The 26,949-nt window shown below is 73.5% G+C and carries 26 protein-coding genes and 1 pseudogene; 15 read left to right on the forward strand and 12 right to left on the reverse strand.

Translation table 11 applies throughout. From position 1 onward, the window contains the following. Positions 1 to 3 precede the first annotated feature (3 nt). Complete coding sequence (locus AC07GB_RS05740; RefSeq protein WP_478842072.1) at positions 4 to 885, reverse strand: NAD(P)-dependent oxidoreductase; 882 nt, start codon at positions 883 to 885, stop codon at positions 4 to 6. A gap of 119 nt (positions 886 to 1,004) precedes the next feature. On the opposite strand from AC07GB_RS05740, the gene AC07GB_RS05745 reads away from it, so the two are divergent. Next, positions 1,005 to 1,598, forward strand: a complete 594-nt coding sequence (locus AC07GB_RS05745) for a TetR/AcrR family transcriptional regulator (RefSeq protein ID WP_478841968.1) — start codon at positions 1,005 to 1,007, stop codon at positions 1,596 to 1,598. 9 nt (positions 1,599 to 1,607) lie between these two features. On the opposite strand, the gene AC07GB_RS05750 is transcribed toward AC07GB_RS05745, so the two are convergent. Continuing rightward, positions 1,608 to 2,837 (reverse strand): DUF6545 domain-containing protein, encoded by a 1,230-nt coding sequence (locus AC07GB_RS05750; RefSeq protein ID WP_478841969.1) that lies wholly within the window; start codon positions 2,835 to 2,837, stop codon positions 1,608 to 1,610. Next, entirely contained in the window at positions 2,837 to 3,535 is a 699-nt protein-coding gene (locus tag AC07GB_RS05755) for a hypothetical protein (RefSeq protein ID WP_478841970.1), read from the reverse strand. Before AC07GB_RS05755 ends, AC07GB_RS05750 begins: the two co-directional genes overlap by 1 nt. A 522-nt stretch (positions 3,536 to 4,057) precedes the next feature. Between AC07GB_RS05755 and AC07GB_RS05760 the strand changes: the two genes are divergently transcribed. After that, positions 4,058 to 4,729, forward strand: coding sequence for a helix-turn-helix transcriptional regulator (locus tag AC07GB_RS05760; RefSeq protein ID WP_478841971.1), 672 nt, complete (start codon positions 4,058 to 4,060; stop codon positions 4,727 to 4,729). A gap of 644 nt (positions 4,730 to 5,373) precedes the next feature. Next, positions 5,374 to 5,826 carry an NUDIX domain-containing protein gene (locus AC07GB_RS05765; protein WP_478841972.1) on the forward strand — a complete coding sequence of 151 codons (453 nt, stop codon included), beginning with the start codon at positions 5,374 to 5,376 and terminating at the stop codon, positions 5,824 to 5,826. A gap of 511 nt (positions 5,827 to 6,337) precedes the next feature. Here AC07GB_RS05765 and AC07GB_RS05770 read toward each other — a convergent pair. Together AC07GB_RS05770 and AC07GB_RS05775 are read right to left on the reverse strand one after the other, a co-directional pair. Continuing rightward, positions 6,338 to 7,333, reverse strand: a complete 996-nt coding sequence (locus tag AC07GB_RS05770; RefSeq protein WP_478841973.1) for an MBL fold metallo-hydrolase — start codon at positions 7,331 to 7,333, stop codon at positions 6,338 to 6,340. Further along, complete coding sequence (locus AC07GB_RS05775) at positions 7,330 to 8,190, reverse strand: helix-turn-helix domain-containing protein (protein ID WP_478841974.1); 861 nt, start codon at positions 8,188 to 8,190, stop codon at positions 7,330 to 7,332. The genes AC07GB_RS05770 and AC07GB_RS05775 overlap by 4 nt, the downstream gene beginning before the upstream one ends. Positions 8,191 to 8,384: 194 nt before the next feature. Between AC07GB_RS05775 and AC07GB_RS05780 the strand changes: the two genes are divergently transcribed. From AC07GB_RS05780 to AC07GB_RS05800, 5 genes and pseudogenes are all read left to right on the forward strand, one after another. Beyond that, complete coding sequence (locus AC07GB_RS05780; protein WP_478841975.1) at positions 8,385 to 9,203, forward strand: helix-turn-helix domain-containing protein; 819 nt, start codon at positions 8,385 to 8,387, stop codon at positions 9,201 to 9,203. A gap of 75 nt (positions 9,204 to 9,278) precedes the next feature. Beyond that, on the forward strand, positions 9,279 to 9,983 hold the full coding sequence (gene fabG / locus AC07GB_RS05785; protein WP_478841976.1) for a 3-oxoacyl-ACP reductase FabG: 705 nt from the start codon (positions 9,279 to 9,281) through the stop codon (positions 9,981 to 9,983). A 252-nt stretch (positions 9,984 to 10,235) separates the two neighbouring features. Then, positions 10,236 to 11,192 carry a helix-turn-helix transcriptional regulator gene (locus AC07GB_RS05790; protein ID WP_478841977.1) on the forward strand — a complete coding sequence of 319 codons (957 nt, stop codon included), beginning with the start codon at positions 10,236 to 10,238 and terminating at the stop codon, positions 11,190 to 11,192. Positions 11,193 to 11,234: 42 nt separating this feature from the next. After that, positions 11,235 to 11,936 (forward strand): annotated as a pseudogene (locus AC07GB_RS05795) (dioxygenase family protein); the annotation flags it as partial. Positions 11,937 to 12,065: 129 nt separating this feature from the next. Continuing rightward, on the forward strand, positions 12,066 to 12,461 hold the full coding sequence (locus AC07GB_RS05800; RefSeq protein WP_478841978.1) for a hypothetical protein: 396 nt from the start codon (positions 12,066 to 12,068) through the stop codon (positions 12,459 to 12,461). Between the two features lie 46 nt (positions 12,462 to 12,507). On the opposite strand, the gene AC07GB_RS05805 is transcribed toward AC07GB_RS05800, so the two are convergent. Both AC07GB_RS05805 and AC07GB_RS05810 read right to left on the reverse strand, forming a co-directional pair. After that, the gene (locus AC07GB_RS05805) at positions 12,508 to 13,485 is read right to left on the reverse strand and encodes an MsnO8 family LLM class oxidoreductase (RefSeq protein WP_478841979.1); all 978 of its coding nucleotides are present in this window, start codon (positions 13,483 to 13,485) and stop codon (positions 12,508 to 12,510) included. A gap of 30 nt (positions 13,486 to 13,515) precedes the next feature. Continuing rightward, the gene (locus AC07GB_RS05810) at positions 13,516 to 14,367 is read right to left on the reverse strand and encodes a thioesterase family protein (protein ID WP_478841980.1); all 852 of its coding nucleotides are present in this window, start codon (positions 14,365 to 14,367) and stop codon (positions 13,516 to 13,518) included. A 179-nt stretch (positions 14,368 to 14,546) separates the two neighbouring features. Between AC07GB_RS05810 and AC07GB_RS05815 the strand changes: the two genes are divergently transcribed. Beyond that, the gene (locus tag AC07GB_RS05815) at positions 14,547 to 14,816 is read left to right on the forward strand and encodes a hypothetical protein (protein WP_478841981.1); all 270 of its coding nucleotides are present in this window, start codon (positions 14,547 to 14,549) and stop codon (positions 14,814 to 14,816) included. Between the two features lie 436 nt (positions 14,817 to 15,252). Then, the gene (locus tag AC07GB_RS05820; protein WP_478841982.1) at positions 15,253 to 16,176 is read left to right on the forward strand and encodes a glycoside hydrolase family 16 protein; all 924 of its coding nucleotides are present in this window, start codon (positions 15,253 to 15,255) and stop codon (positions 16,174 to 16,176) included. A gap of 39 nt (positions 16,177 to 16,215) precedes the next feature. Here AC07GB_RS05820 and AC07GB_RS05825 read toward each other — a convergent pair whose 3' ends face one another. Together AC07GB_RS05825 and AC07GB_RS05830 are read right to left on the reverse strand one after the other, a co-directional pair. Beyond that, on the reverse strand, positions 16,216 to 18,375 hold the full coding sequence (locus AC07GB_RS05825; RefSeq protein ID WP_478841983.1) for an FG-GAP repeat domain-containing protein: 2,160 nt from the start codon (positions 18,373 to 18,375) through the stop codon (positions 16,216 to 16,218). A 49-nt stretch (positions 18,376 to 18,424) separates the two neighbouring features. After that, the gene (locus AC07GB_RS05830; RefSeq protein ID WP_478841984.1) at positions 18,425 to 19,429 is read right to left on the reverse strand and encodes a LysR family transcriptional regulator; all 1,005 of its coding nucleotides are present in this window, start codon (positions 19,427 to 19,429) and stop codon (positions 18,425 to 18,427) included. A gap of 93 nt (positions 19,430 to 19,522) precedes the next feature. Here AC07GB_RS05830 and AC07GB_RS05835 point away from each other — a divergent pair, with 93 nt between their 5' ends. Beyond that, on the forward strand, positions 19,523 to 20,506 hold the full coding sequence (locus AC07GB_RS05835; protein WP_478841985.1) for a DMT family transporter: 984 nt from the start codon (positions 19,523 to 19,525) through the stop codon (positions 20,504 to 20,506). Between the two features lie 9 nt (positions 20,507 to 20,515). On the opposite strand, the gene AC07GB_RS05840 is transcribed toward AC07GB_RS05835, so the two are convergent. Then, positions 20,516 to 20,740 carry a hypothetical protein gene (locus tag AC07GB_RS05840; protein WP_478841986.1) on the reverse strand — a complete coding sequence of 75 codons (225 nt, stop codon included), beginning with the start codon at positions 20,738 to 20,740 and terminating at the stop codon, positions 20,516 to 20,518. A 164-nt stretch (positions 20,741 to 20,904) separates the two neighbouring features. Here AC07GB_RS05840 and AC07GB_RS05845 point away from each other — a divergent pair, with 164 nt between their 5' ends. From AC07GB_RS05845 to AC07GB_RS05855, 3 genes are all read left to right on the forward strand, one after another. Further along, positions 20,905 to 21,678 (forward strand): HAD hydrolase family protein, encoded by a 774-nt coding sequence (locus AC07GB_RS05845; RefSeq protein ID WP_478841987.1) that lies wholly within the window; start codon positions 20,905 to 20,907, stop codon positions 21,676 to 21,678. 240 nt (positions 21,679 to 21,918) lie between these two features. Next, a complete protein-coding gene (locus tag AC07GB_RS05850; RefSeq protein WP_478841988.1) occupies positions 21,919 to 23,157 on the forward strand; it encodes an SGNH/GDSL hydrolase family protein in 1,239 nt (412 codons plus the stop codon). Positions 23,158 to 23,159: 2 nt separating this feature from the next. Further along, the gene (locus AC07GB_RS05855; protein ID WP_478841989.1) at positions 23,160 to 23,726 is read left to right on the forward strand and encodes a GNAT family N-acetyltransferase; all 567 of its coding nucleotides are present in this window, start codon (positions 23,160 to 23,162) and stop codon (positions 23,724 to 23,726) included. Positions 23,727 to 23,766: 40 nt separating this feature from the next. On the opposite strand, the gene AC07GB_RS05860 is transcribed toward AC07GB_RS05855, so the two are convergent. Next, complete coding sequence (locus AC07GB_RS05860; RefSeq protein WP_478841990.1) at positions 23,767 to 24,219, reverse strand: luciferase domain-containing protein; 453 nt, start codon at positions 24,217 to 24,219, stop codon at positions 23,767 to 23,769. A 390-nt stretch (positions 24,220 to 24,609) separates the two neighbouring features. Between AC07GB_RS05860 and AC07GB_RS05865 the strand changes: the two genes are divergently transcribed. Then, positions 24,610 to 26,064 carry a PepSY-associated TM helix domain-containing protein gene (locus AC07GB_RS05865; RefSeq protein WP_478841991.1) on the forward strand — a complete coding sequence of 485 codons (1,455 nt, stop codon included), beginning with the start codon at positions 24,610 to 24,612 and terminating at the stop codon, positions 26,062 to 26,064. A 24-nt stretch (positions 26,065 to 26,088) separates the two neighbouring features. On the opposite strand, the gene AC07GB_RS05870 is transcribed toward AC07GB_RS05865, so the two are convergent. Further along, the gene (locus AC07GB_RS05870) at positions 26,089 to 26,880 is read right to left on the reverse strand and encodes an SDR family NAD(P)-dependent oxidoreductase (RefSeq protein ID WP_478841992.1); all 792 of its coding nucleotides are present in this window, start codon (positions 26,878 to 26,880) and stop codon (positions 26,089 to 26,091) included. Positions 26,881 to 26,949 lie beyond the last annotated feature (69 nt).

Genomic DNA, 26,949 nt, shown 5'->3' on the forward strand with positions numbered 1-26,949 from the left:
CGGTCAGGCCGTCCCTCGCCCGGTCCGGGCCTCGATCGCGCGCAGGACGGCCACCATGTCGGCCTCCCCGTGGCCCAGCGCCACCGTCTCCGCGTACAGCGCGTGACAGACGTCGAGGAGCGGCGAGGCGAGGCCCGCCGTGCGCGCGGCGGCCGCGACGAGCTGATTGTTCATCAGGACGTCCCGGGCCGCCGCCTGGACGCCGAAGTCGCGGGCGAGCAGCTTGGGCGCCTTCATCCGCGAGACGCCGCTCGCCATCGGCCCGGCGCCGAGGACCTCGAGGAACTGCCGGGTGTCCAGGCCGTGCCGCTCGGCGAAGTGGAAGGACTCGGCGAGCCCGGTGACCGTGGTGATCAGGAAGAGGTTCACCGCCAGCTTCGTCACCAGCGCGTCGGGGACGGGGCCGCACGTGAAGACCTCGTGGCACAGGGGCCGCAGGAGCGGGCGGACCGTCTCCACGGCCGCCGGGTCGCCGGCGAGCATCGCCACGAGCCGCCCGGCCTCCGCGGGCTCGCGGGAGCCGGACACCGGCGCCTCCACGTACCGCCCGCCCGCCGCGCGGACGTCGGCCTCCAGGCCCCGGGAGTACGCGGGTGACGTGGTGCCCATGTGCACGACCGTCCGGCCGACGACGCGCGCGGCGAAGTCCGGCGTGCCCCGGCCGAGGGTGGCGTCGATCGCGTCGCCGTTCGCGAGCATGAGGATCACGACGGGCGCCTTGCGGAAGACCTCGCCGGGCTCCTTCGCGACGTACGCCCCCGCGGCGCGCAGCGGCTCGCACTTCGCCGCGGTGCGGCTCCACACGATCAGCTCGGCGCCGGCCCCGGCGAGCCGGCGTGCCATGGGCTGCCCCATGACGCCGAGCCCCATGAATCCCACGTCCATGCGCGCACCCCCGTACTCCGGCCCCGCGGCCACGGTTATGACAGCTGTCATAGATATGACGGCTGTCATAGTAGTACGCGCGGGGGCCGTCGGCAGGTGTTAGGAGAGGGAGGAAGGCGATGGGATCCGAGCGGGGACCGCGTGAGCGGATGGTGTTCAGCGCGGCCCAGCTGATGCGCAGCGGCGGCGTCACCGCCACCGGGATGCGGGACGTCGTGGCGCGCGCGAAGGCCCCGCGGGGCTCGCTCCAGCACTACTTCCCCGGCGGCAAGGAGCAGTTGGTCAACGAGGCCGTGGAGTGGGGCGGCGACTATGCGGCCCGGCGCGTCGGGCGGTTCGTCGCCGGGCTCCCCGAGCCCTCGCCCAGCGCCCTGTTCGCCGCGATGGCCCGCCAGTGGACCGACGAGCTGGCGGACGCCCCTGCCGCCACCGGCTGCCCCGTCGCCGCGGCCGTGGTCGACCGCGGGGGCTCCACGGAGTCCACCCGGGCCGCGGCCGCGGCGGCGTTCGCCCGCTGGGGCCGGTCGGTGGCCGGGGCGCTCACGGACCTGGGCGTGCCCGCCGCGCGTGCCGAACCCCTCGCGACCCTCATGATCAGCACCCTGGAGGGCGCCCTGCTCATCGCCCGCGCCGAACGGGACGCGCGGGCCCTGACGGCGGCGGTCGCCGAGCTGGGGCCTCTCCTCGACGCGGCGGTCACCGGGGGGACGTAGAGCGGCGTCCTACGCGTGCCCGGTGCCGCACATCTCCCGGGCCCGGCGGCACAGCAGCGACAGGGCCTCCAGGACGATCGGATGGTCGAGGTGCCGGGCGACCAGGACCAGATGGGCGCGTTCCCCGGCGGCGGGGACGTCCTCGCCCGGCAGCCCGGGGAAGCCGGAGTCGGCCGCCGCGGCCGGGCGCCCCGCGCCGCGCTGCCTGGCGGCGTACAGAATCGTGGCGGCCGCCTGCGCCGCGACGACGTCGACGCCGGGGTACGCGCCCCGGCGGGCCAGCTGGGCCACGGTGTCCGCGGGCGCGGCGGTCATCCACGGCCTGAGGCCGCGGGCGCCGTCACGGATCTCGACGAGCCTGCGGGACAGGGCGATACGCGTGTCCAAGGCGCCCCACGCGAGACCGGGCGTGAGCACGAGGCGGCGGTCGCCGCGCACCACGGCCTGCCACAGCGGCCGCAGCGCGAAGTAGTCGCGCCGCTCCTGACGGCGGGCGTGCACCGAGAGGCGTACGAGGCTGTGGTCGGCCAGCAGCGCACCCGCCGCCATGGCCAGCCACGCGACCTCGGCGAGCGCGTCGAGGCCCCGGCCGCGCGCGGCGCCCGCCATGGCCACCAGGAGACAGACCGCGTGCACCAGGTCGAGGGCGACAGCCGCCGCGAAACCCCGTACGGACCGGTCGAGTTCGGGCGTGCGCCCGGGGGAGCCGAGGGTCAGGAGCGAACGGCACTTGAGCACGGTGGCGGTCACGGCCGCCGCGAGCGCGAGGAAGTACAGGACGTGCAGCGCCACGACTTGAGGCACCCGCGCGTGGTCGGTGGCCAGCAGCAAGGGGCGGGCCGGACCGGCGAGGTCCGCCAGGGCGAACAGGGCCGCGAGGACGGCGAGCGTACCCCCGTACAGCGGCACCCAGGCCGTCACCGTGCGCCGCAGCGGCGCTCCCGCGCGGTCCGGTGGATGCCACAGGTGCGCCAGGAGGTGGGCGTGGCCGACGCGCAGCAGGGCGGCGCAGGAGATCAGCGGGGCGGCCAGGTGGGGCACACCGGTGAGGTCGCCGACGGCGTCGTAGACGGCGGGCGTGACGAGCAGGAAGAGCGCCGCCGAGTGGAACAGGGACGACGCGGTGAGCTTGAGGACCAGGGCCGGTTCGCGCCGGGCCGCGAGCGCCTTGACGGTGCCGAGGGCCAGGCTGACGGCGGCGACGGTGAGGCTGACGGCGGTCAGCAGGGCGTACGCCATCAGACGTCGGCGCGCCGGTGGGCGAAGGCGGACGTCAGGGAGCCGGTGTAACTGACCTCCGGGTCGAGGCACAGCATCAACAGGCCCACCGTGGCGAAGACTTCGGCGGCCCACTCCTCGTCCTGCCCGTCCTCCTCGCCGTCCCCGTAGCCCCCGCGCCCCGCGCGTCCCATGGCGTACTCGCGCCGCGGCGTCCCGGTACGCAGCCGTGCGGGCCGGTAGAGGACCTCCTCGACCACGTCGGGGGGCAGGGAGGGCATCTGCGCGCTCAGCGTGCTCCGGTCGAGCAGGTCGCCGGCCGCGACGGCGTACGGGCTCAGGCCGGGCGGGCTTCCGCACAGCAGGTGGTACAGCTCGTGGAGCAGGACGTGCAGCCCTTGCCGCTCACTGGTGTTGGCGGTGACGACGATGGTGTCCTCCGTCTCGCCGCGCACGCAGAAGCCGCTGACGTGCGCGGGCAGGGGCACCCGGAGGACGGTGAGGGATCTGCGCCGGTGGCGGACCACGGCCTCCAGAAGGTCCTGGAGCCCCTGGCCGGGCCGCAGTCCGAGGTCGTCGTGGATGATGCGCACGGACCGCCGCCGCGCGCGGACCCAGGCGCGGCGCCTGCGGACGGCGCCGAGGATGCGGGCCGAGGCGTAGACGACGCCGGCCCCGTCGGTGAGCTGCCAGGATGCGGAGGCGCCCGCGAACAGCACGGGTCAGCGCTCCCGGGTCGGCCGTGAGAAGGGCGGCACGTGACCGGCTCCGGGTCCCGGCACGGTTCTTCGCGCTCGCTTCGCGAGACCCGGGCGCGGCGCCCGTGCGCTGGCGGTTCTCATCGGCCCTTCACACTCCCCGTTCCGCCCCAGTGACAGACGTGTGCCCGCTGACCTGCGCTGGGACATTATCAGGCCGATTTCGCACGGCGGAGTCGGCCCGCGCGGCGGCAGGGCGCGTGGGCCGATTTCCTGTGCCACGAGGGCAAGTTGAGTAACGAGTGCGGTGGTGGGTATCCGCCGCGCGGTGGCGCGGGACGCGCGCCGCTTTGTACGGCCGGCAGGACACGGGCGAGAGCACGAAACGGAAGCTACCGCCGCCCACCTGCCACTTATGACCGAAAGTCGAACACTTTAAGGCCGGTTATGGTGTCAACAATTGAAGACGTTGCTGGCCGGGGATGGGTCGGACGGATACTCTCAGGGCGCCCAACGAGTTCCGTGGCCCATGGAGACCCTCAGGTGAACGCAGCCGACCACCAAGCGGCGCCCGGACACGTGATCGCCCGTCTCCTCGACGACGTCGACGCCTACGCCGCGCGCCTGGGGACCACGCGCGGCCGGCTCCTTGACCTCTCGCTCATCTCCCGCGCCACGGGCATCGAACCCGACCGCGTGCGGGCCCTGTTGAACGGCGAACCCCCCGAGGGCGAGCCCCGCGAGAAGTACGCGCGGGAGGCGTTCCGCAAGGCGCTCTTCCAGCAGCGGCTGCGGTTCCTTCAACGGACCCGGCTCAAGGAGACGCCTGCGGGCAGGGAGCCGTACGGCCTCAGGGAGATCTCGCGCGCGACCGGCATCTCCGCCCAGCACGTGTCGAACCTCCTCAACGGCGAGCGCGGCGCCAACCACGACCACGCCGCCCGGCTCGAACTCTTCTTCCGCGTGCCGGAGGGCTTCTGCTCCCGCACCGAAGGCGCCGCCCTGGTCGCGTACTTACGCCGCATGGTGCACGAGGACCTGCCCAAGCTGGCCACGCACGCGGTGCTCCAGGAGCTGGGCGCCCGGTCGGTGGCGCTGCGCAGCACCGCCGACGGGGCGCAGATCGACACGCTGCGGGATCTGCTGCCCGCCCTGGACGAACTGGTCAGGGCGATTCAGGCGCGGGAGTCCGGCGAGGGCGGCGGGTCCGCTTAGGCCCCGGTGGACTTGCCCCAGTCTCCAAGGCCATGACATGCGTCGTTCTCAATCGTTGACACCGCCTGTGATAGTGCATCAGGATCTGTCTACGCCGGAGCCGGGGGCAGGCTGGCTCTGACGGGGAAGGAAACCTGCCCGGATGTTCCATTCGTCCGTATGGCCGTTGTCGGACTTCTCCCGTGGGGGCGGGAGCGACCGGTAAGCGGCCGACGGTCCTGCTCATGCCCCGGTCGGCAGCGATGCCGCCCCGCGGTGATCACGGGTTGCCCGCCCGGCGCCACGGAGTCAGTCCCGGGGACTGGTTGGCCCCTGCGAATGGAACGAGCGTTCTATCAGGTGATGCCAGGGGCCGCCGCGACCCGACCCGGACCGCGGTGGTGCAGGGGAGGAGCGATGGTCTGGTGGCGGTACCGCGTACCACCCGCGCGCTCCTTGGTGGTGCGGCCTTGGAGACGGCCGCGGTCATGGTTCCCTCCGGGACGCGGGAGCGCCCGGGCCCGGAGAGCCGGATCGCTGCCGGGTGACGCGCGCGGCGTCCGTGTGCGTACCCGCTGGGTGGAGTTGGGGACTCCGCTCGCCGAGCTGCCCGTTCCTGATGAGCCGATGCTCAGATCATGACGGGGCTAATTCAGGAAGATGCCATGGATGCTACTGCTACGACCCTGGCCGCATCGGCCGGGGCGATCATCACCGATGAGCACGGTGATGTGCTGATGGTGAAGCCGCTGTACACGGCTTACTGGAATCTGCCCGGGGGGCATGTCGAGGGAGGGGAGGACCCGAGCGCCGCGTGCGCTCGTGAGATCCGCGCGGAGCTGGGCCTGGACGTGACGGTGGGGGACCTGCTCGTGGTCGCCTGGGTCGACTCCGGCGGGCGCATGCCCCGCGTCTGCTACATCTTCGACGCGGGCGAGGTGAACGCCGAACAGCGGCGTGCCATCACGCTGTGCGAGGACGGGGACGTGCGCTACCGCTTCGCCTCGTCCGACGCCGTCGACGCGTCGATGATCTCGCCGTTCGTCCAGCCGATGTGGGCGGCCGCGCTGACCGCCCGCCAGGAGAAGCGACTGGTCTGCCTGGAAGTCGAGGTGTGAACCACCGTTTCGTGGCCGCCGGTTGAGCGACGTCCTCAGGGGCGCGCGACCCCGGTGCCAGGGAGAGGCCCGAGCCGACCGGATCCTGTCCCGTGACCGACCGCCGACACCTCACGCGCGCCGCCCCCGGCCTCGCGGGCCGGGGGCGGCGCCGTTCGGCCGGTCGGCGCTCCGGCCCGCGACGGGACGGGACACCGTACGACAACGGGCCGCACGCACGAATGCCGCCGCCGGGGGATCGGCGGCGGCATTCTCACGCAGGGCCGACGGCGTCCCGCCGCCCCTGCTCTCACCGAACGTGGGGGAGAACCTCTGCTCGGTGTGCCGGCCGGCGTGCGCTGGAACCTGTAGCGGCGCGCCGACAGGTGCACCCCATCCCGCATCGCGCCGGCGCGCAACACCGCGGCTCCCGCTGACGGCCGCGTGTTCCACCCGGTGAAAGGAGAGGCCCCTGGATTCCGGCTGCCGGAATCCAGGGGCCTTCCCGCGGCGCGTCCGCCGCCGTACCGCGTCAGCCCACCGAGGTGGGGGACAGGGCCTGGTCGCCGCTGTCCCGCTGCCAGGCGATCTGCGAGCAGTCCGTCATCAGCGCCAGGATGTCCGGCTCCGCGTCGGCCCGCTCCAGGTGCCGGAACTCCGACGCCAGGGTGATCACCATGCGCTCGGGCAGGTGCAGCTCCGGATAGCGGTCCTCCGCGATGAGGTGCCGCGCGGCCTCGGTCGGCGTGAGGCCGCGCGCGTGCAAGGACCGCGCCTGCTCGCCCAGGTCCCGCAGATAGGCGATGTGCCCCCGCAGGCCGTCCTGGTCGAGCACCGGACCGTGGCCCGGGACGACGAGGTCGGGGTCCCAGCCGAGCACGCGCTCGCAGGCCAGGACCACCCGCTCCAGCGGACCCGCCCAGTGGCACACGTGGTCACCGGCGAACACCACGTCACCGGCGAAGACGATGCGCTCGTCGGGCAGATGCACGACCATGTCGCCGACGGTGTGCGCCGGGCCCACGTCGTGCAGCTCCACCGGCATGTCACCGACGCGGAGGTCGAGGCGGCCCTCGAAGGTCCGCGTCGGCTCCTGGACGGTGATGCCGCGGAAGTCGAACCGGCCGAAGTGGCGCCGGAAGTACCAGCCGAGCGGCTCGTCGGGGTCCGTGTCCTCGATCAGGAACCGCAGCTGCTCGGGCGTCGGCTCGAAGCACTGGTGCTCCAGGGTGCGCCGGGTGGAGACGATCTCCGCGCCGGTCACCCGCTGATTGCCCCAGCCGTGGTCGCCGTTGCCGTGCGTGGTGAGCACGGTGGTGATCCCGGTGCCGGGCCCGGCCGCCGCGCGCGCAGCGGCGAGGAAGTCGTCGGTGCGGTCGAGGGTGTACGGCGTGTCCACCAGGGCCGCATCCCCCGCGGAGACGAGCAGGCCGCAGTTGGCGAGCCCCCAGGCGCCGGCGGCGTCGGGCGACCACACGTGGACGCCGGGCGCCAGCGGGACGAGGCGCGGGCCGGATTCCATGGTCATGCGCTCTCCCCCGGCAGGGTGGGGGCGAAGACCAGGAAGAAGAAGCGGGACCCGGGGGACTTGAGGGGCTGGGCGGTGCACATCGTCACCGAGCCGAGCACCGACGGCTCGTGCCGGGCGCAACAGCGGCTGGTGTCCTCCCGGTCCACGCCGAGCGAGGCTATCCCGGCGTGGCGCATGGGGCGCGCGTCCCCGTCGGGATGCACGTAGGCCATGTCGTGCCGGCGGTAGATGGGACCCGCGACCGGGTCGTCGTTGACCTCCTCGTCGATCTGCTGGAGGTCCTTGTTGTGCGGGTGCGCGGCGATCGCGGTGCGCAGCTGGGCCGACACCTTGGCCGCCCAGTTCTCCTCCCAGTCGACGAGGTGGCACTCCCGCGCGGCCTCGCACAACAGCATCCACCGCATCAGGTTGCGCTCGGGCAGCTGCGGAGTGGTCCCGCGCACCTGGGGGAACATGCGGATGAAATCGTCGTTGCACGCCAGTACGTTCCAAGCCACGTCATTGATGTAACACGGCTGGCCTTTGACCCGATTCACGGCCGTGAGCCACGCGGGACCCACGTGCGTGCCCGCCATCGGGTCCATCGGGAAGGGCGGCTCGTATCCGAGCGCGTAGACATACAGCGCGGTCCGTTCGGGTTCTTCCATGCGCAGCACCGTGGCCACGTTGTCGAGGAACTCGGCCGAGGGCTGTGCCATCTCGCCGCGCTCGAGGAGCGCGTACGTCCGCTCGGAGACGAACAGCTCCTGCGCCACCCTGGCCTGCGAGAGTCCGCGCGAGCGCCGGCCGCGCCCGGTGCGCCGCGGCGAGCCGAGCTCGGTGGGGCTGATCTGGCTGCGCTTGAACTGCAGCAATTGCTGCAGCGCCTCCTTGTTGTTCAATTTCCAACCTTTCTCCGCGCTGTGCGGGGTGGTCGCTCGCGCCGTTCCGTAGGAAACATTTTCATCGGAAGTTGAACTTCCTGAAAAACGCGGACCGGAAAAATCAGGGCCTGGTGATCCCCCGGGTCCGCCCACGAGAATGGCGTCAGGACCTGAACAGGCGGGGCATGGCGACGAACCGTGCCGGTGAGGAGGGGTGCGCGGTGCTGCGACCGGTGGCCGCCACGGCGGTGCGAGAACACGCCGGCAGTGCGGTGGCCCGCACGCTGGCCGTGCTCCGCGCCCTGCGGGAACTGGGCCCGGGAGCGCACCCCCTGGCGGACGTCGCGGCGCGCGCGGAGCTGCCCGCGCCCACCGCGCACCGCTATGTACGGGCCCTCGCCAGGGAAGGGGCCGTCGAGCAGCGCGGTCCTCGGGGCCACTACGCGCTGACGGAGACACCGCACCGATCCACCCACCTCGTCGATGAGGTCACGGATACTAAAGTCGGTCAGACCTCGCCTGCGTTGCGTGCTGAACTCGTCACTCTACAGTCACGCACCGGGCAAGTATCGCTCCTGTACGCTCCGTTGCTGGTGGGGGCCGCACTGCGCTTCTGCATCGACCGGGCGGTCGGTGCGCACGCCGCGGCGCTGGAGGCGGCACCGCGGCCGGCGCTGCGGCGGCTGTGGAGCGCGCCCCTGGACGCCGACGCCGCGGGCCTGGCCATCCTGGCCTGTCTCGACGGCACGGCGGCACCGGGCGCACCGCTCGACCGCATCCGTGAGCAAGGTCACGCGGTGGGTCCTTCGACGCTCCCGGAGTGGGAGTCGATAGCCGCCCCCGTGTGGCGCGGCTCCGTGCTCGCGGGCGCCGTGGCCCTGGTCGCGCCGCGGCGGCAGCTGCGCGGCGCGGTCACCCGCACCCGCTGTGTCCACGCGGTGATGGACACGGCCGCCTCCATGAGCGGCCTGCTCACCCGGACCAGAGTCCGGCACGCGGGCTGACCGGCGGACGGCCGCCGCCCCGCGCGACGCCGACGCCCACCGCACATCCCCCCACCCCGACCAGAGAGGTTCCCAGTGTCCCGCTCCGTACTGATCACCGGCGGCAGCCGCGGCATCGGCCTGGCCATCGCCCGCGCGATGCAGGCCGCCGGTGACCGCGTCGCCGTCACCCACCGCTCGGGCGAGGCCCCCGAGGGCCTGCTCGCGGTGCGTTGCGACGTCACGGACGCCGGCCAGGTCGACCTCGCCTTCCAGCGGGTCGAGGAGGAGCAGGGTCCTGTCGAGGTCCTGGTGGCCTGCGCGGGCGTGGCCAACGACAAGCTCCTCATGCGGATGACGGAGGAGGACTTCACCTCCGTCATCGACACGAACCTCACCGGTGTCTTCCGCGTGGCGAAGCGGGCCACCCGCGGCATGCTCCGCGCCCGCAGCGGCCGCATCGTGGTGATCTCCTCGGCCGTGGGCCTGCGCGGCGAGGCGGGCCAGGCCAACTACGCCGCGTCCAAGGCGGGCCTCGTCGGCTTCGCCCGCTCCCTGGCGCGCGAGCTGGGCTCGCGCGGCATCACCGTGAACGTGGTGGCGCCGGGCCTCACCGAGACCGTCATGAGCGAGGCCCTGACCGCGGAGCAGCGCGAGACGCTGGTCCAGCAGATCCCCCTCGGCCGCCTCGCCCGCCCCGAGGAGGTCGCCGCCGCCGTGGCGTTCGTGGCCTCGCCCGACGCCGCGTACATCACCGGCGCCGTGATCCCGGTCGACGGCGGCGCGGGGATGGGGCACTGAGAACCCCGCGCGGTCCGTGCGACGGCACTGATTCCGTCGCACCGACCGCGCGGACACGGGCGGCTGCTTGCGGCCACGACCGGTACGGGGGTACGGCCGTGGCCGCGGCAGTCATGCTCGGCTCGTCACAACTTGGCCTGAGATGCGTGGGAGACGCTCCGTCCCGCGTGTCATCGTGGACCCATCGATTGGTCTGGACCTGACAAGGCCCGCGTGACCGCGACGGGGCGCGTCGGGGTGAGGAGCGTACGCATGCGCGGGACCACCATCTTGCCCGGCGGCCGAGCGAACGGCAGCGAACCGGAGAGGGGAGGCCTGCCGATCCACCGCCTCGAGGTGCCGAAGCCGAACGCGCTGCCGTTCGCGATCGGGACCTTCGACACGATCGGCCCGATGTCGCGCGCCTCCTTCCCGCACCGGCACACCTTCCACGAGATCGTGTACGTCACCGGCGGCACCGGCAGCCACGTCGTCGACCTGGCCCGCTTCACGCTGCGCCCGCCCCACCTGTGCTTCATCGCACCGGGCCAGGTGCACTACTGGGACGGCGTCCGGGACCTCGAAGGCTGTCTGATCCTGTTCACCGACGACTTCCTCCTGGAGAACCCGCGGGACCAGGAGACCCTGCGCAGACTCGGCCGCCGCTCCTGGCTCGAACTCTCCGACGCGGAGGCGGCCTGGGCACACCGGCTCGTGACCGACCTGGACCACGAGTACCGGACGGGGGCCGAGGACTTCCCGAGCGTGCTCCAGGCCCTGCTGCACGTCCTCGTCGTGCGCGCCGCGCGCCTCCTCGCCCCGGCCCCGGCCGCCCCGGCCACGGCGCCCGCCCGCCCCGCCTCGGTCGCCGCCGACTTCGTCACGCTCGTGGACGCGGCCGGAACTCCCCTGTGGTCGGTACGGGAATGCGCCACCCGGCTCGGCGTCTCCGTGAGCTACCTCAACGAGTCGGTGAAGACGGCCATGGGCCGCACCCCCGGCGAACTCCTGCGCCAGGCCCGCGCCCACGAGGCCAAGCGGCTCCTGGCCCGCACCGAGCTGACCGTGCGCCAGGTCGCGGACCGGGTGGGGTTCACCGACCCCGCCTACTTCTGCCGGTTCTTCCGCCGCGAGACCGGGACGAGCCCGGGCGACTTCCGCCGCGGCGGTGGTGATATTCACCACGACCACCGCATTCCGTCCATCGCCCGGGCCCGGCCCTCCGCATAGCTTCGTAGCCGATCGGCGATCCCCCCACCCCCAGGAGGAGCGATGGACGGCGACGCGCACGTCAACGGGCACGACACGGGTGAGCCCCCCACGGACGGCGAGGGCTTCGAGACCGCCGCGGGCCACTCCCGCGGCCCGAGCCGCAAGACGGTGCTGAAGGCGGCCCTGGCCGCGGGCATCACGGTACCGGTGGCGATGGCGGCGGCCCCCGCCCTCGCCCGCTCCCGGGCGGGCGGCGCCGCGCCCCTGGAGCTGACCCCGTCCTGCGACGACGGCGACGACCCGACCCCGCCGCAGACCGAGGGACCGTACTTCAAACCCAACTCCCCGCGCCGGACGTCCCTCATCGAGGCCGGCACCCGGGGCATACGCCTCACCGTCACCGGCTACGTCTTCGGCCTCAGGTGCAAGCCGCTGGCGAACGTGCTCCTCGACTTCTGGCAGGCCGACTACCGGGGCGCGTACGACAACGTCGGCTACCGGATGCGCGGGCACCAGTTCACCAACGCGGAGGGAGCCTTCTCCCTCACCACGGTCTTCCCCGGCCTCTACCCGGGCCGCACCCGGCACATCCACGTGAAACTCCAGTCGCCGGGCCGCCCCGTCCTCACCACCCAGCTCTACTTCCCGAACGAGCCGCGCAACAACACCGACCCCATCTTCGACTCCCGGCTGCTCATGAACGTACGGGACGTCGGCAACACCAAGGAGGCCGAGTTCGACTTCGTCCTGAACGTCCCGCAGTAGGCACCATGGATCGCCCCTGATCCCCCGTCAGGGTGGACCGGTGCGCGGGAGTGCCGGTCCGGCCCGCCGTCGCTGCCAAGATCGTCACGCTTTTCGGTACGGCTGACGACTTCAGAGAGGTGGCACGTGAACGGTATGGGTGCGAAGGCGCGGTGGCTGGCGCGGACGGTGACGACGTTCGTCTGCCTGGGGGCGGCCGTGACGGCCGCCGCGCCCTCGGCGTTCGCCGGGGCGTCGGGCTGCAACCAGCGGACCTGCATCCGCGTGGACGGCAGCGGGCTGCGCGTGGAGTCCGTGCAGGCGGCGACCACGTGGAACGGCGACTTCAGCGGCCACTTCCACATCTGGGGCGGCGGCATCGACCGGAACAGCGCCACGGGCTTCTGGGGCTACCACCAGAAGTTCACGGTGCCCGTCCACCGCGACCTGCCCAACGGCGCCGTCCTGTGCGCCGAGGGCTGGGAGCACGTGGGCGGCCGCATGGAGTCCCGTGGCCGCGCTTGCGCGGAGGTCCACTTCTGATGACTCCGGCGGCGGGACCCGGGCGCCCCGGGCCCCGCCGTCGGGCCTAGCCGGCCGTCGCGCGCAGCTCGGCCACCAGCTCGAAGGAGCGGACGCGGGCGGCCGGGTCGAAGACCGGGGTGACCAGCATCAGCTCGTCGGCGCCCGTGGCACCGGCGATCCGGGTGAGCTGCGGGGCGATCGACTCCTTCGTGCCGCGGGCCTGCTGGGCGACGAACGCCGCCACGGCCTCGCGGTCCCGCTCGCCGAGTTCGTGCGCGGCCGCGGCGGCGGGGGTGGGGAAGGGCGTCTCGGCGAGGCCGTTGAGCAGCCCGGCCTTGATGACGTCCATCGGCCGGGCCAGCTCGGCGGCCTTCTCCTCGGTGTCGGCGCACACGGCCTCGACGCACACCAGGACCCGGGGCGCCGCGCTCCAGCGGGACGGCCGGAAGGCGGCCCGGTAGCGCTCGAGGGCCCGCGCGGTGTTGTCGGGGCGGATGTGGTGGGCGAAGGCGATCGGCAGCCCCAGGGCCGCCGCCAGTTCGGCCCCGGCGTCGCTGGAGGCGAGCAGCCACGGCTCGGGCAGCTCGCCGAAGTTCTCCGCGTCGAGGAAACCGAGGATCGCCTCGACGTCCGCGCGGTACTCCGCGTCGGTGGCGGGTCCCGCGCCCCGGCGCAGGGCGCGGGCCGTGGGCTCGTGGAAGGTGCCGGGGCCCCGGCCGATGCCGAGGTCGACCCGGCCGGGGTGCAGGGCCGCCAGGGTGGCGAACTGCTCGGCGACGGTGAGCGGGGCGTGGTTGGGGGCGAGCACGCCGCCCGAGCCGACCCGTATCGCGGCGGTGGCCGCGGCGGTGTCCGCGGCGAGCAGCACCGGCGGGAAGGCGCCGATGGCGGGGGAGTGGTGGTGCTCGGCGAACCACAGCCGGTGGTAGCCGAGTCGCGCCAACTCCCCGGCGACGGCCCGGCAGTTGCGCAGCGCGTCGGCGGGCGTGGCGCCGCCCTCCACGACGGAGACCTCAAGGGCGGAGAGGGGCAGATCGATCATGACGTCACCCTAGTCCGGCGCCACGCGGTACTACCGCTCACCGGGGCGGCCGCCAGTGCCGTCGTGCTCCTGGCCGTGGGGCTGCGGGCGGACGGTCAGGATCTGCTCGGCGTGGCCGACGGGTCCGTCGATGTCGTGCAGGACGCTGCTGGTGAGCCCCTGGCCCGACGGGCCGAACGTGACGGTGGTGTCCAGGCCGGTCCACGGCCCGCGCGGCTGCCGGTGCAGATGGATCGTCAGGTCGAGGTTCGGGAACATCCAGTCGGTGGGGTCCTGCTGTACGGCGATCCCGTTCGCGGTGTCCACGAGGGCGAGGTACGAGGCGAGGGCGCTGCTCGGCTCCCCCGCGACCAGGTCGACGCGTGAGGAGAGCCAGGCGGCCGCGCGGCCCCTGCGGGACGGAGGGGTCCTGCGGACGTCGACGGACGAGATGTAGCCGCCGTGCCACTCCTGCGTCATCGCCCAGGGAGCGAGCGCCTCGGGCGCGGGCAGCCGGTCGTGCGGGCTGTCGGCCACGGCGGAGGTGTCCAGGGACGCGAGCAGCCAGGCGCGGGCGCGGACGACCGGCCGGCCCCCGATGACCACGGTCGCTTCGAGGAGTTCGATGGTCCGCCCCGGACGCACGGTCTCCACGGTGATCCCGCACTCGTCGAGGGCGATCCGGCCGAGGATGTCGTAGCTGATCCGGGAGAGGGCGAGGGGCGCCGGGCCTCCGGGCCGTCGCGCGAGGTGCCGGTCGATCGCGTGCGCGACGAGCCCCGCGAGCGGGCTGAAGTGCTGTTCGTCGCAGCTCCACGCGCCGCCCGCGTGAGCCGTGGGCTTGTAGAGGTCCTCGCCCGTCCGCTCGTAGTAGCTCTCGCGTGTGTCATCGACCGTGGTCACGGTTCCAACTCCTTGGCGGGGCGGTGCGGTGCGGGGCGGCGCGTGGATAGATGCTTTGGCCACGCATCGTAGGAGCGGGCACCGCGCGGGTCATCGTGATCTGACCCACAGCAGGTCGCGGCGGTCGCTGGGGAAGGGCGGGCTCGGCGATTGTCAGTGCCGGATGCGAGGCTCGGGGCATGGACGAGGTGATACGGCGTCGCCGCGTGTACGGCACGGACCACGACGCACCGGACCCGGGGCCCCAGCCGGGCCGCGACTACCGCGAGCTGGTCGGCGGCCCGCTCGACGGCCTGCTCCTGGACGTCACCGGATGGACGGAGGGACAGCTCGGCGAGGGCGCGCTCCTCGACACCGAGATCGGGAGGTACGGACCGGGCGGGCGCGCGGAGTACGGACCGCGGGCCGCCTCGCCGGGCCTGTGGGACTGGCGAGGGGACACCCCGTGAGCGCCGCCCCGCCCGGGCCGTCAGGGGCGGGGCGCCGCCCGCCCCCACGCGCGTCGGCGACGACCATGACGCCTACGCCGCCGACGTGAGGGACGGGCGGCTGCGGTGGAGGTCCGGCACCGGCCTCCGTCGCGGACGGGACCGGCCGCGACGGGGGGAGCGGGGTACGCCGTCGGCGTCGACGCCGGCCTGTACGCCATGCGTACGGGCACCGGCTCGCGTGCCCCCCGACCCCCGGCAGGGCGGCACGGAGCCGTGCGCGCGGCCGTGGTCCGTGTATCCCACACCCGGACGGGCGGACACGCCAGGCATGAAATGAGCCGTCTCGGGGGATGGCGCTCCCCCTCCCGTCCGGCAAGGATGCACTCCTCCCCGGCGCACCACCCTCACCACCGCGCCGGAGCCGCACCGCGCGCACGGGAGGAGCCGCACTGCCATGGGGACTCACGCAGCACCGCACCGGCGGCGCAGGCCCGCCCTGTTCGCCGCCGTGGGCGTCATCCTGCTGGCCGGGCTGCTCGCCCTGCCCCGGGCGGACGGAGCGCCCCGGTCCGCCGACGCCTGCCGCACCGCGGGCGCGAAGCTGCCGCGCGGCGACTGCGGGCCGTACTGGCAGGTCCTGGCGGAGGACTTCAACGGCGACCGGGTGCCGCTCGGCTCGTTCAGCGACTGCGACCACCACGTGGACACCTCCGCCGCGTACTGCGGCGGGCTCCGCGGCGCGTACCGGAACAACTGGTGGGCGTACCCGACCGGTTGGCGCGACACGGCCAACGAGCGGCAGCGCGGCCGCAGCGTGGCGGGCGTCTACCACCCCGAGGACACCGTGAGCGTCGGCCCCGCCGAGGACGGCGACGGCCGGATGCGCATCCGGATGTGGCGGCCCGCCGACGGCGGCCCGGTGCACGCGGCGGCGGTGGTCCCGCGCGCGGTGATGCAGATGAGGTACGGGAAGTTCAGCGCCCGCATCAAGGTGACCAAGCCCGCCGACGGATACAAGTCGGCGTGGCTGCACTACGGCGGCGGCTGCGAGATGAACCACCCCGAGGGCGAGTGGACGGGTTCCCTGACGGCCTTCCACCACCCTTGCGGCGGCGGCGAACAGGGCACGTTCCACGGCGCCGACGACTGGACGCAGTGGCACACCGTGTCCACCGAGTGGACCCCAGGCCGGGTCCGCTTCTTCGTCGACGGCCGCCAGGTGGGCCACGACACCCGCAACGTGCCCGACCGCCCCCTGTCCTGGGTGCTCCAGAACGAGAGCGCCCTGGAGGGCCCGTCGGCGGCCCCGGGCAGCAGCGCGCAGCTGGAGATCACCTGGGTCGCCGCGTACGCGTACGGCTGGAAGGGCGCCCAGTAGCGGTCCCGGCGTGCGGATCCGCTCCTGGGCGCCGCCGTCCTAACCGATCGACACCCAGTGCCTCCAGTACGGCTTGTCGCCGAGCTGTGTGCGGTTGGCGAAGGTCCCGGTGCCGGAACCGGCGTTCAGCCACAGGCGGTCGGAGGTGTCGCGGGAGACGAGGTCGTGCTTGCCGTCGCCGTTGACGTCACCGGCGCCGACGACGTCCTTGTAGGAGGCGCCCCAGTCCTTGAAGACCCGGACGCGGTCCTTGAGGCGGCCGCTGCGGGTGCCGTCGTAGCGCCACAGCTCACCGGACTTGTCGAGGGCGAGGACGTCGCCGACACCGTCGCCGTTGAGGTCGCCCGCGCCGATGACCCGCTGGTAGCCGGTCCACGACGAGCGGATCTTCACGCGCGGGGCGAAGCCGCCCCGGCCGTCGTGCGCGTACAAGTAGACGTGCCCGGTGGCCTTGTCGCGGGCCAGCAGGTCCGGACGGCCGTCCCCGGTCTGGTCGCCGGAGGCGAAGAGCGTGTCGTACTTGCTCCAGTCGCGCGCCAGCTTCTTGTACGGCGACTCCGGCAGCGGCAGGCCCTCGCAGACCGGGGTGTAGAGCCGGGCCTCGCCGCCGGGCATCCGCGCGACGACGTCGTTGCAGCGGTCGCCGTCGAAGTCGCCGAAGGGCACCAGACGGGTCTTCTGCGGCCAGGCGCCCAGCTGGAAGGGGCGCGACGAGCCGTCCTGGGTGAAGAGGTCGAGCGAGCCGGAGGAGGAGACGCCGATCAGGTCCGCCTTGGTGTCGTCGGCGTGGTCGTGCCACTTGGGCAGGGCGCGCTTGCCCGTGCCGGCGGTGAACGTCCGCCGGTCGCGGCCCTCGGTCTCGGTCCACACCGCCACGGGCCGGCCCTGGCCGTCGACGGTCACCCGGCCGCCGCTGAAGTGGCCGGCGGTGGGGGTGCTGAGGATCCGCGGCTTGGAGATGCCGTGGTCCCCGATGGTCTGCGTGACGAAGTCCGTGCGCACCACGGAGCCGAGGTCGTAGCGCTTGCGCGCGTACGTGATGACCAGAGCGCCGGTCGCGGTCCGCGCGCTGCTCACGGAGTCGTCGGCCACGTTGCTGTCGAGCGTGCGCGGTTCGGTCCACCGGCCCGTGGCGGCGCGCAGCGTCGTCACGCGGGGGCCGCCGCCGACGACGGTGACGTCGCCGTTCGGGGCCGTGAACAGCTCGGCCGGGCGGTTGGCGTCCGCGCCGACCCCGGTGGCCTGGGCGGCGCCCCAGTCCGCTCCGGCGGGCTTGCGCGCGTACGCGTCGTGGGACAGCAGGTGGAAGCCGCCCCGTGGGTGGGCGGCGAGCGTGACCTGCTCGGGCGTCTCGCCGAGCTGCGGCAGATCGCGCGGCGCGCTCCAGGAGCCGGACCCCGCGGCCTTCTCCAGGTACTTGTAGTGCCACTTGTACGCGGTCGGGTCGGAGTCGACGCCGTCGCCCTCGTAGAAGCTGTTGCCGCCCCAGACGATCGCCACGGTTCCGTCGTCGGCGACGGCGGGGCGCAGGTCGCGCAGCCGGTAGACGTAGGAGTTGTCCGGCCGCTCGATCGGCTCGGGCAGCTGGTCGAGGGTGACGGGCGCGGTCCACTCCTCGCCCGGGCCCGACTGCTCCACGACCGTCAGGCGGCGGTCGGCGTCCATCCAGGAGATGGCCGCACGGCCCGCGGCGTTGGCCGCCATGGCGGGGGCGTACACCGAGCCGCCGCCGGTCAGCACGGTCTCGGCCGGGGCGAAGTCCGTCGCGTCCGGGGCGAGGCGCGAGACGCGCAGCTCAGCGGGGCCGCCGTCCGCGGGCTCCTCCCACGCCAGAAGGGATACCGCGCCGTCGTCGGTCCGGTGGAGCGAGGCCTTCGCCGCCGCGGGCCGGGCGGGTTGCCAGCTCGTGCTGCCCGCGGGCCTGAGGGCGACCACGCGCTTGCCTTCCTGCGTGAACAGGCCGACGACCGTGCCGCCGCGGTTCGACTTCAGGTCGTGGACCTGGGTGACGCCGGGCAGTTCCGTGGGGGCCGTCCACGGGCCCACGAGCCCGCGCGGAGCGGCCTCGGCGGTCGCGGGGGCCTTGGTGGGCTCGGGTGTCGGTCGCTGCTGGGCCGCCTGCGCGCTCGGCGCGGCGACGGCGAGCGCGAGTACGGGCGCGAGCGCGCTTCCCAGAAGCGCGCGCGACTGCGTGGTCATGGAGAAATCCCCCCCGGGATGGTGGCCATGAAAGTAGCGGAAGCGTATATCAGCCAAGATCGGGCCGCTCAGGAGGATTAGCTCGCTTCGTCCGGGCCGTTCCGCGAGCACTCGTCCGGGCCGTGCCGTGAGCAGGAGAGGGCTGTCCCGCGGGGTCGCGGTCGCGGACGGCCGCCGCGGCGCGGCGCAGCGCGGTGAGCACCGTGCGGACGGCGCCGCGGGCCGCGCGCTCGGGCCGGTGGAGCACGTCGATGTGGCGCCGGGCGTGGACGCCGCTGAGCGGCTTGAGGGTCAGGGCCGGGTGCGGGCGCGTGGTCCAGCGGGGCATCAGGGCGAGGCCGCCGCCCGCGGCGACGGCCTCGGCGACCACCGTGAACTCATTGACGCGGTGCACGATGTCGAGCCGCCGGTTCGCCGCGGTCGCGATGGCGTCGATGGTGGCGAGCAGCGGGAAGCCGTCGTGCACGGTGATCCAGGGCTGGTCCGCGACGTCCTGCGGGGTGAGGCGGCGCTTGGCGGCCAGCGGATGGTCCACCGGCAGGGCCACGTCCAGGGGTTCGCGCAGCAGCGTGGTGGCGGTGACCGAGCGCGGCCACGGCGGCGCCGGGTCGAGGCGGTGGGCGAGCACGAGGTCGTAGTCCCGGGTGAGCAGCGGGAAGCGGTCCTGCGCCACGTCCTCGTCGGCGAGGGCGAGCCGGGGGTGGCCGGGGCCCGCCAGGTCGCGCAGCAGCAGCGGGAAGAACGTACCGGCCGCGCTGTGGAAGGCGGCCACGGACACCGGTCCGTCCGGCTCGTTGAGGAACGCGTCGATGGTGTGCCGGGCGTGGGCGAGCGCGCTCTCCACGCCGACCGCCGCGTCGGCCAGGGCCTGCCCGGCGTCGGTGAGCACGAGGCGGCGGCCGTCGCGCTCGGTCAGGGGCACGGGGATCGCCCGCTGGAGCAGCCGCAGTTGCTGGGACACCGCCGACGGCGTCATCAGCAGGGCCTCGGCGGCGGCGGTGACGCTGCCGAGTTCGCCCAGCTCCCGCAGGATACGTAGCTGCCGCTCGTTCATCGGCTCATCGTAGAGAACGATGTAGCGATGCTTCACCGTTGCTGAAGAAGCACGCCCTTGGCTTCAACATCGCGAGCGGGCAGCGTATGCCGCGTGTCCCCGAACCCCGGCCTCTCGGCCCGCCGTGCCGACGCCGTCCTGCTGCTCGTCGCCCTCGTGTGGGGCTCCAGCTATCTGGCCGCGAAGACGGCCGTCGACGTGCTGCCCGTCATGGTGGTGCTGTGCGCGCGGTACGTGCTGTCAGCGGCGATCTGCGTCCCGTTGGTCGCCGTGCGGCGCGGGGGCCGTCGCTGCACGCGCGACGAGCTGACGGCGGGCGGGCTCCTCGGGCTCACGCAGGCGGCCGTCCTGGTCCTGGAGACGTACGGCATCGCGCACACCAGCGCGGCCAACGCGGGCCTGATCATCAGCCTCACCATCGTGCTCACGCCGTTCCTCGACCGGACGTCCGGCGCGGGGCGGCTGCCGCCGCGCTTCTTCGCCGCGACCGGCGTGTGCCTGGTGGCCGTCGGCCTTCTGGTGTCCGGCAGCGGCTTCCACGGGCTGCGGGGCGGCGACCTGCTGATGCTGGCGGCCGCGGTGGTGCGGGCGGCGCACGTGGCGCTCGTGGGCCGTCTCACGGCGGGCCGCGCGGTGCGGCCGCTGCACCTCACCACTGTCCAGACGGTCGTCGGCTCCGCGGTGTTCGCGGTGCCCGCCGCGAGCGGGCTTCCGGCGCTGGGCTCCGCGGATGCCGCAGTGTGGGGGCAGCTGGTGTATCTCGCCCTGTTCTGCAGCGTGTTCGCCTTCCTCGCGCAGACCTGGGCGGTGCAGCGCAGCTCGGCGAGCCGGGCCAGCCTGCTGCTCGGCACCGAGCCGGTGTGGGCCGTCGCGGTCGGCATCGGCCTCGGCGGCGAACGCTTCACCGTGCTCGCCGCGCTGGGTGCCTCGCTGATGGTCGTGGGCACGTACTGGGGCCAGGCCGTCGAGCGCGTCCACCGGGCCGGGCCGGGCGAGCTGAGGCTCCCCGGACCCGGGGAACGCGAGGGCCGGACGGCGTCTGTGCCGTCCGGCCCCGGTCCGCGGCGCGTCAGCTAGCGCGCGGTGTCAGTCCCACTTGTAGCCGTCCCCGAAGTTGAGGGTGTGCTCCAGGACGTCCTCCATCGGGTCGTCGATCTGGCCGGTGTTGATCAGCGCCACCACCGGCGCGTTGTGTGAGTCGCGGTGCGTCTCGTCGGCGTGCGCCGCGCCGGCCGACACGACGACCGGTCCGACGGCCACAGCGGCCACCAGCGCCCAGCGGGACAGCTTCCTCACCCGACTGCCGTTCACAACCTGCTCCTTGCCTCGTCTGGCCGATGGGAACCATCCGCCCCGGCGGACCGGCTGCTCCGGCCCCCTCGTCGTACCCAACAGCCCAATGGATCAAGGAGTCACCGACAGTCATACGAACGGGTCGTGTGATCGGTGTTCATTCGACTGGATAGCATCCAGCGATGATCATCCCCTGTGCCCGGACCACCGTCTTCGACATCGACGGGACCCTCTGCTTCGACGGACGCGCCATCGACGACCGCGTCCTCGCCGCCCTCGACGCGTGTGAACGCGCGGGCCACCAGCTGGTCTTCGCCTCCGCGCGGCCCGTCCGCGACCTGCTGCCCGTGCTCGGCGGAGCCTTCCCCTCCGCCCTGTTGATCGGCGGGAACGGCAGCCTCGTCTCGGTCGGCGGCCAGGTGACGGCGCGGGCCGTCCTCCCCCGCGAACAGCTCGCCGAGCTGCTGGTGGAAGTCGAGCGCCACCAGGGCGGCTACCACGCCGACGGCCCGTGGGACTACGCCTACACCGGACCGGACGACCACCCGATCCGGGCCCGCGTCGACCAGGGCGGCCTCGCCCGCGGTGTGCGGCTCGCGGAGCTGCCCGACGTCGTGAAGTTCCTCGTGGTCGGCGCGCGCGACATGGCGGCCGTCGCCGAGGCCGGACGCGCGCTCGGCATGAGCGTCAACCACCACCTCGACGAGGGCATCATCGACTTCGCCCCGGGCCGGACCACGAAGTGGGAGGCCCTGACCTCCCTGGGGATCGACGAGTACAACGCGTTCGGCAACGACATCAACGACCTCGACCTCCTGCGCAACGCGCGGCACGCCGTCCGCGTGGGCACCCACGCGGAGCTGGACGGCGTCGCCCACACCACCGTCGCCGCCGACCCGCAGGCCGTCGCTGCCGAGATCACCCGCCTGACCGCGGCAACCCCCACCGCCGCCTGAGGCTGTCGCCGTACGACGCTCCGGAGAGCGCCGCACGAGGCGTTCCCCGCCCTCCGGAACCTCGCCGCTCGCGGTAGAACGTTCGTTCCAGCGCGGATTCGATGAGCTGAGGGTCCGATCGCGCGGGACGCTGGGCAGGCCGGTGAGCTGGGCGGCGAGGAAGGCGCCTGGCCAGTCCGGCCGCTGAATTCGGAGGGCGTGGCCGGAAATAACTCCCCGACCTCCCCGGTTCAGTCGATCATGAACGTAGAGACTCCGGCATCGAACAGCCTCCGCTCCACCTCGCACCCGCACTCCTCGCAGACGGCCTGGACCGCCGCCTTCCGCTCCGCGGTCCTCGGCTCCTACGAGTCCATCGAACTCTTCGAGCGCCGTGGTTTCACCGACCAGACCGTCCGTCAGGTCATCCGCCTCGCGGGCGGCGGCAGCGCCCTGCGCATACGCCTGAGCAACCAGTACGGGAAGACGCCCCTGCGCATCGCGGGTGCCCGCCTGGCGCGGCGCACCCGGCACAGCGCGATCGACACCGCGACGGACACGCCCGTGCTGTTCGACGGGGCCGCCGAGGTCGTCGTCGAGCCGGGCGCGGAGGTGATCAGCGACGCCGTGGAGCGCGTGGTGCACGCGGGTGAGGAGTGGGCGCTGAGCCTGTACCTGCCCGAGGAGACCGGCCTGAGCACCTACGCGGCCGTCCCCAACACCACGGGCTACGCCGTCCCGGGCAACGCCCTGAGCGCCGCCTCGCTCGACAGCGCCGAGGGCCTCGAACTCCTCGTGACGCGGCACTACATCACCGGGGCCGACGTCCTCGCCCCGGCCGGGACGCCCGTCACCGTGGCGTTCGGCGACTCGTGGTTCGAGGGCTTCGGCAGCACCCCCGACGCCGACCGGCGCTTCACCGACCTGCTGAACGCGCGCCTCCCCGACGGCGCGGGCTGGGTGGTCAACCAAGGCCTGTCGGCCAACCGCCTCCTCACCGACGAGGTCGGCGACAGCGCCCTGACCCGGCTGGAGCGCGACGTGCTCTCCGTGCCGGGCGTCACCCACGTCCTGGTCCACATCGGCGTCAACGACATCGGCACGCCCGGCCAGCTGGCCTACCCCGAGCCCGCGGCCCCGCCCACCGCCGAGGAACTCGTCAAGGGCCTGACGACGCTCGCCGACCGCCTGCACGCGGCCGGACTCACCGCGATCGCCACCACCATCGGCCCCTACAAGGGCACCATCTTCGACGGCTACGACAGCCCGGCGGGCCAGGCTGTCGCCCGCGAGGTCAACGCCTGGATCCGCGGCGCGGACAGCGCCTTCGACGCCTACGTCGACACCGCGGCGGCCGTCGCCGACCCCCAGGACCCGGAGCGCATCCACCCGGACCTCGGCAGCGGCGACGGTCTGCACGTCAACGACGCGGGCTTCCAGGCCATGGCGGACGCGGTGGACCTCACGCTGCTCACGGCGCCCGTGGCGAGCGGGAGGTGACGATGTACGCGACACCCCTGGGTGACGACGGCGCGGAGCTGCGGCCGCTGGAGCCGTGGCAGGCCGAGGAGTTCCTGGCGCACGTGGACCGCGGCCGGGAGTTCATCGGGCGGCACAACGGCCTGCCGGACATCATCACCGACGTGGCGTCGAGCCGGGCCTACCTCCAGGCGTACGCGGACAAGGCCGCCGCCGACGCGGGGCGGATCTGCGGCATCCACTGGGACGGCGGGCTCGTCGGCGCCGTCATCCTGCGCCGGATGGACATCGAGCAGGGCACCGCGGAGGCGGGCTGCTGGCTGGAGCCGGCGGGGGTGGGCAAGGGCCTGGTGACCCGCGCGGCACGCGCCCTCATCGACTGGGCCGTGGAGGAGCGCGGCATCCACCGCGTGGAGTGGTGGGTGTCGTCGGGCAACGCGCCCAGCATCGCTGTGGCGAAGCGGCTCGGCATGACCCGCGACGGAGTGCTCAAGGAGAGCTACCTGTACCGGGGCGTACGGCATGACGAGGAGATCTGGTCGGTGCTCGCGCCCACCTGGCGGGCGGAGAAGGAGAAGAAGAAGGGGTAGGGCGACCGGCACGTCCCTGCCCGCGGCGGTGTCGAGTGGCTCAGTGCCCGTGCGGGATGAGCCGCCCGAACGCCTTCCACGTCGCCCGCAGACCCCGGCGGTTCGCCACGGACGGCGCGGGCACCGGCGGCGCGAGCGGGATGAGGGGCACGGGCTGCGCGCGGGCCTCCCAGTCGCACGGAGGGGAGGGGCACTCGGCGGGCCGGCCCCGCTGCCCCTCACCACGGCTCACGGCCAACGCGTCGTCGTGGGCCTTGAGTCCGACGCTCACGAGCGTGAGCAGGAGTGCGATGTCCATGTCGCAGTCCAGCAGCACCGTGATCCACGACGCCCCGGGCCGCACCCGGATCGCGGTACTGTGCGCGAGCTGCGGCCGCAGCCGGTCGACGGCCGCCCGCGTGAGGCAGACGTCAGCGGCGTCGTCGCAGTGGAAATGGACCAGTTCGTAGCCCTTTCTTCCCGGTGGGCCCGGTGTGCCGAACGAGCGTCCCACGGTGCACCGGGGAGAGCCGCTTACAAGGTTCGGCCACGACTCCAGTTGGGTCATGGCACGTTGCGCCGCCGTCATACGCCCCATCGTCGCGCGGATTTCACCCTGCGAACCACCCCTGTTCACAAGCTGCTTCCGTGCGCGGGCCAAGGCTCGCGGTCGCACCGGAGGTCAGCAAGGGTAAGGGCGCGTCCCGGCGGCGCGGAAGGGGTCGACACATGTCACCCGCCCGTGCCGATGACGTGCGCTGTTGTCGTACCGCAGACGTCGCACGGGAGTGTCATAGATCACATAGACATCCGGGAACTCGCTCCTCGCGCCGCTCGACCCATGGACCGGTCCGGTCACCACCGGAGCACCACGTACCACCGACCGGCATCAGGAGAGCACGACATGTCCGCCGCACCTCCTGCCCCCGCCCCGCCCGACGGGCGGCACGCCCCCACGGTGGAGCCCGCCCCGCGGCGTTCGGCGTGGTCAGCGTCGTCCTCGCTGCGCCCGCTCGTGCTGCGGCTGCACTTCTACGCCGGGGTGCTCATCGCCCCGTTCCTGCTCGTCGCCGCCGCGACGGGACTCCTGTACGCCGCTTCGTACACGGCGGAGAAGGCCGTGTACGCCGATCAGCTCACGGTGCCCGTGGGGGACCGGGAACTGCCCATCGAGCGGCAGGTCGCCGCGGCCCGCGAGGCCCACCCCAAGGGCACGGTCGCCGCGGTGCGGCCCTCGCCGGAGGACGGCGCGACGACCCGCGTGCTGCTCTCCGGGGTGCCGGGCGTCGCCGATGACCGCACCCTGGCCGTCTTCGTGAACCCGTACACCGGCGAGGTGCGCGGCGCCGAGGAGAGCTACGGCTCCAGCGGAGCGCTGCCGCTGCGCACCTGGATCTCGGGCCTCCACCGCGATCTGCACCTGGGGGAGACGGGCCGCCTCTACAGCGAACTCGCCGCGAGCTGGCTGTGGGTGATCGCGGGCGGCGGTGTCGTGCTGTGGTTCGGGCGCCGCCGGGCACGGCGCAAGCTGCGGGGCACGACGGGCCGCAGGCGCCTGCTCTCGCTGCACGGCTCGGTGGGCGTGTGGGCGGCCGGAGGCCTCTTCTTCCTGTCCGCCACGGGCCTGACCTGGTCGACGTACGCGGGGGAGAGCATCAGCGACCTGCGCGAGGCCCTCGGCCAGACGACGCCCACGGTGTCGACGAGCGCGGCAGGCGCGGGAGCCGGGGAGCACGCGGGGCACGGCGGCGGCACCGGCGGAAGCGGCCGTTCCGGGGACGCGGCGGACGTCGGCCTCGACGCGGTCCTCAAGGCGGCCCGCGCCAAGGGCCTCGGGAACCCGGTGGAGATCGTCCCGCCCGCCGACGACTCCTCCGCGTACGTCGTCAAGCAGATCCAGCGGACCTGGCCCGAGAAGCAGGACTCCGTCGCCGTCGACCCGACGTCCGGCGAGGTCACCGACGTCCTGCGGTTCGACGACTTCCCGGTCCTCGCCAAGCTGACCCGCTGGGGCATCGACGCGCACTCCGGCACCCTCTTCGGCCTCGCGAACCAGATCGCGCTCGCCGCCCTGGCGCTCGCCCTGGTCCTGCTGATCGTGTGGGGCTACCGGATGTGGTGGCTGCGCGGCAGCGGCAACGCGTTCGGCCGCCCGCTGCCGCGCGGCGCCTGGCAGCAGGTCCCGGCGTACGTCCTGGTCCCGTTGATGGCGGCGATCGCGGTGCTCGGTTACTTCGTGCCGCTGCTCGGCATCCCGCTGGCCGCGTTCCTCGCGCTCGACGTCCTGCTCGGTGAGATCGCCTACCGGCGCGGCAAGCGCGACCACGCGGGTCCGCGGGCGGCCTCGGACCGCGCCTAGCCGGGCGGTCCTGCGGGCGGCGGCTCAGGCCCGCATGCCGCCGTCGACCCGCAGGACCGTGCCGGTGACGTAGGAGGAGCGGTCGCTGAGCAGCCACGCGGCGGCCTCGGCGATCTCCTCCGGGGCGGCGGCACGGCCCAGCGGGGTCAGGGAGTTGAGCTGCTCGATGGTGCCGGGGGACTTCGCGTCCCACTCCAGGAGCATCTCGGTGAGCGTGGTGCCGGGCGCGATGGCGTTGACGCGGATGCCCTCCGGGCCGTACGTGGCCGCCGCCGACGCGGTGAGGCTGTTGAGGGCACCCTTCGTCGCGCCGTACACCGGAAGCTCGGGGTTGGCCATCAGGCTGCCGACGCTGGAGGTGTTGACGATGGCGCCCCGCCCCGCGGTGGCGCGGATGGCGGCGACCTCGGCGGACATGGCCAGCCACGGGCCCTTGAGGTTCACGGCGCAGACGTGGTCGAAGTCGGCCTCGGACAGCTGCTCCATCGGGCCGGGCCGCTGACCCGCCGCCCCGTTGTTGAAGGCCGCGTCGAGCCGGCCGTACAGCTCCACGCACCGGTCGACCGCGGCGCGGAGGCTCGCCGCGTCGGACAGGTCGCACACCACGTGCTCCGCGGTGCCGCCCGCCGCCCGGATCTCCTCGGCCACCGCCTTCAGCTCGGTCTCGGTGCGGGCCGCGAGGACCACCCGGGCGCCCTCACGGGCGAAGAGCCGGGCGGCGGCGGCGCCGATGCCGCGGCCGGCCCCGGTGACGAAGGCGACCTTGCCGGTGAGCAGGCCCGCGGTGGAGGTGGAGGAGGTCGGTGTGTTGTTCATGCCGACGAGCCTGGGCCCGCCCGCCCCGCTCATCCAGGCACTGACAGTGCCTGGATGCCCGCCTCGGCG

It is taken from the genome of Streptomyces sp. NPDC045778, assembly GCF_056431945.1.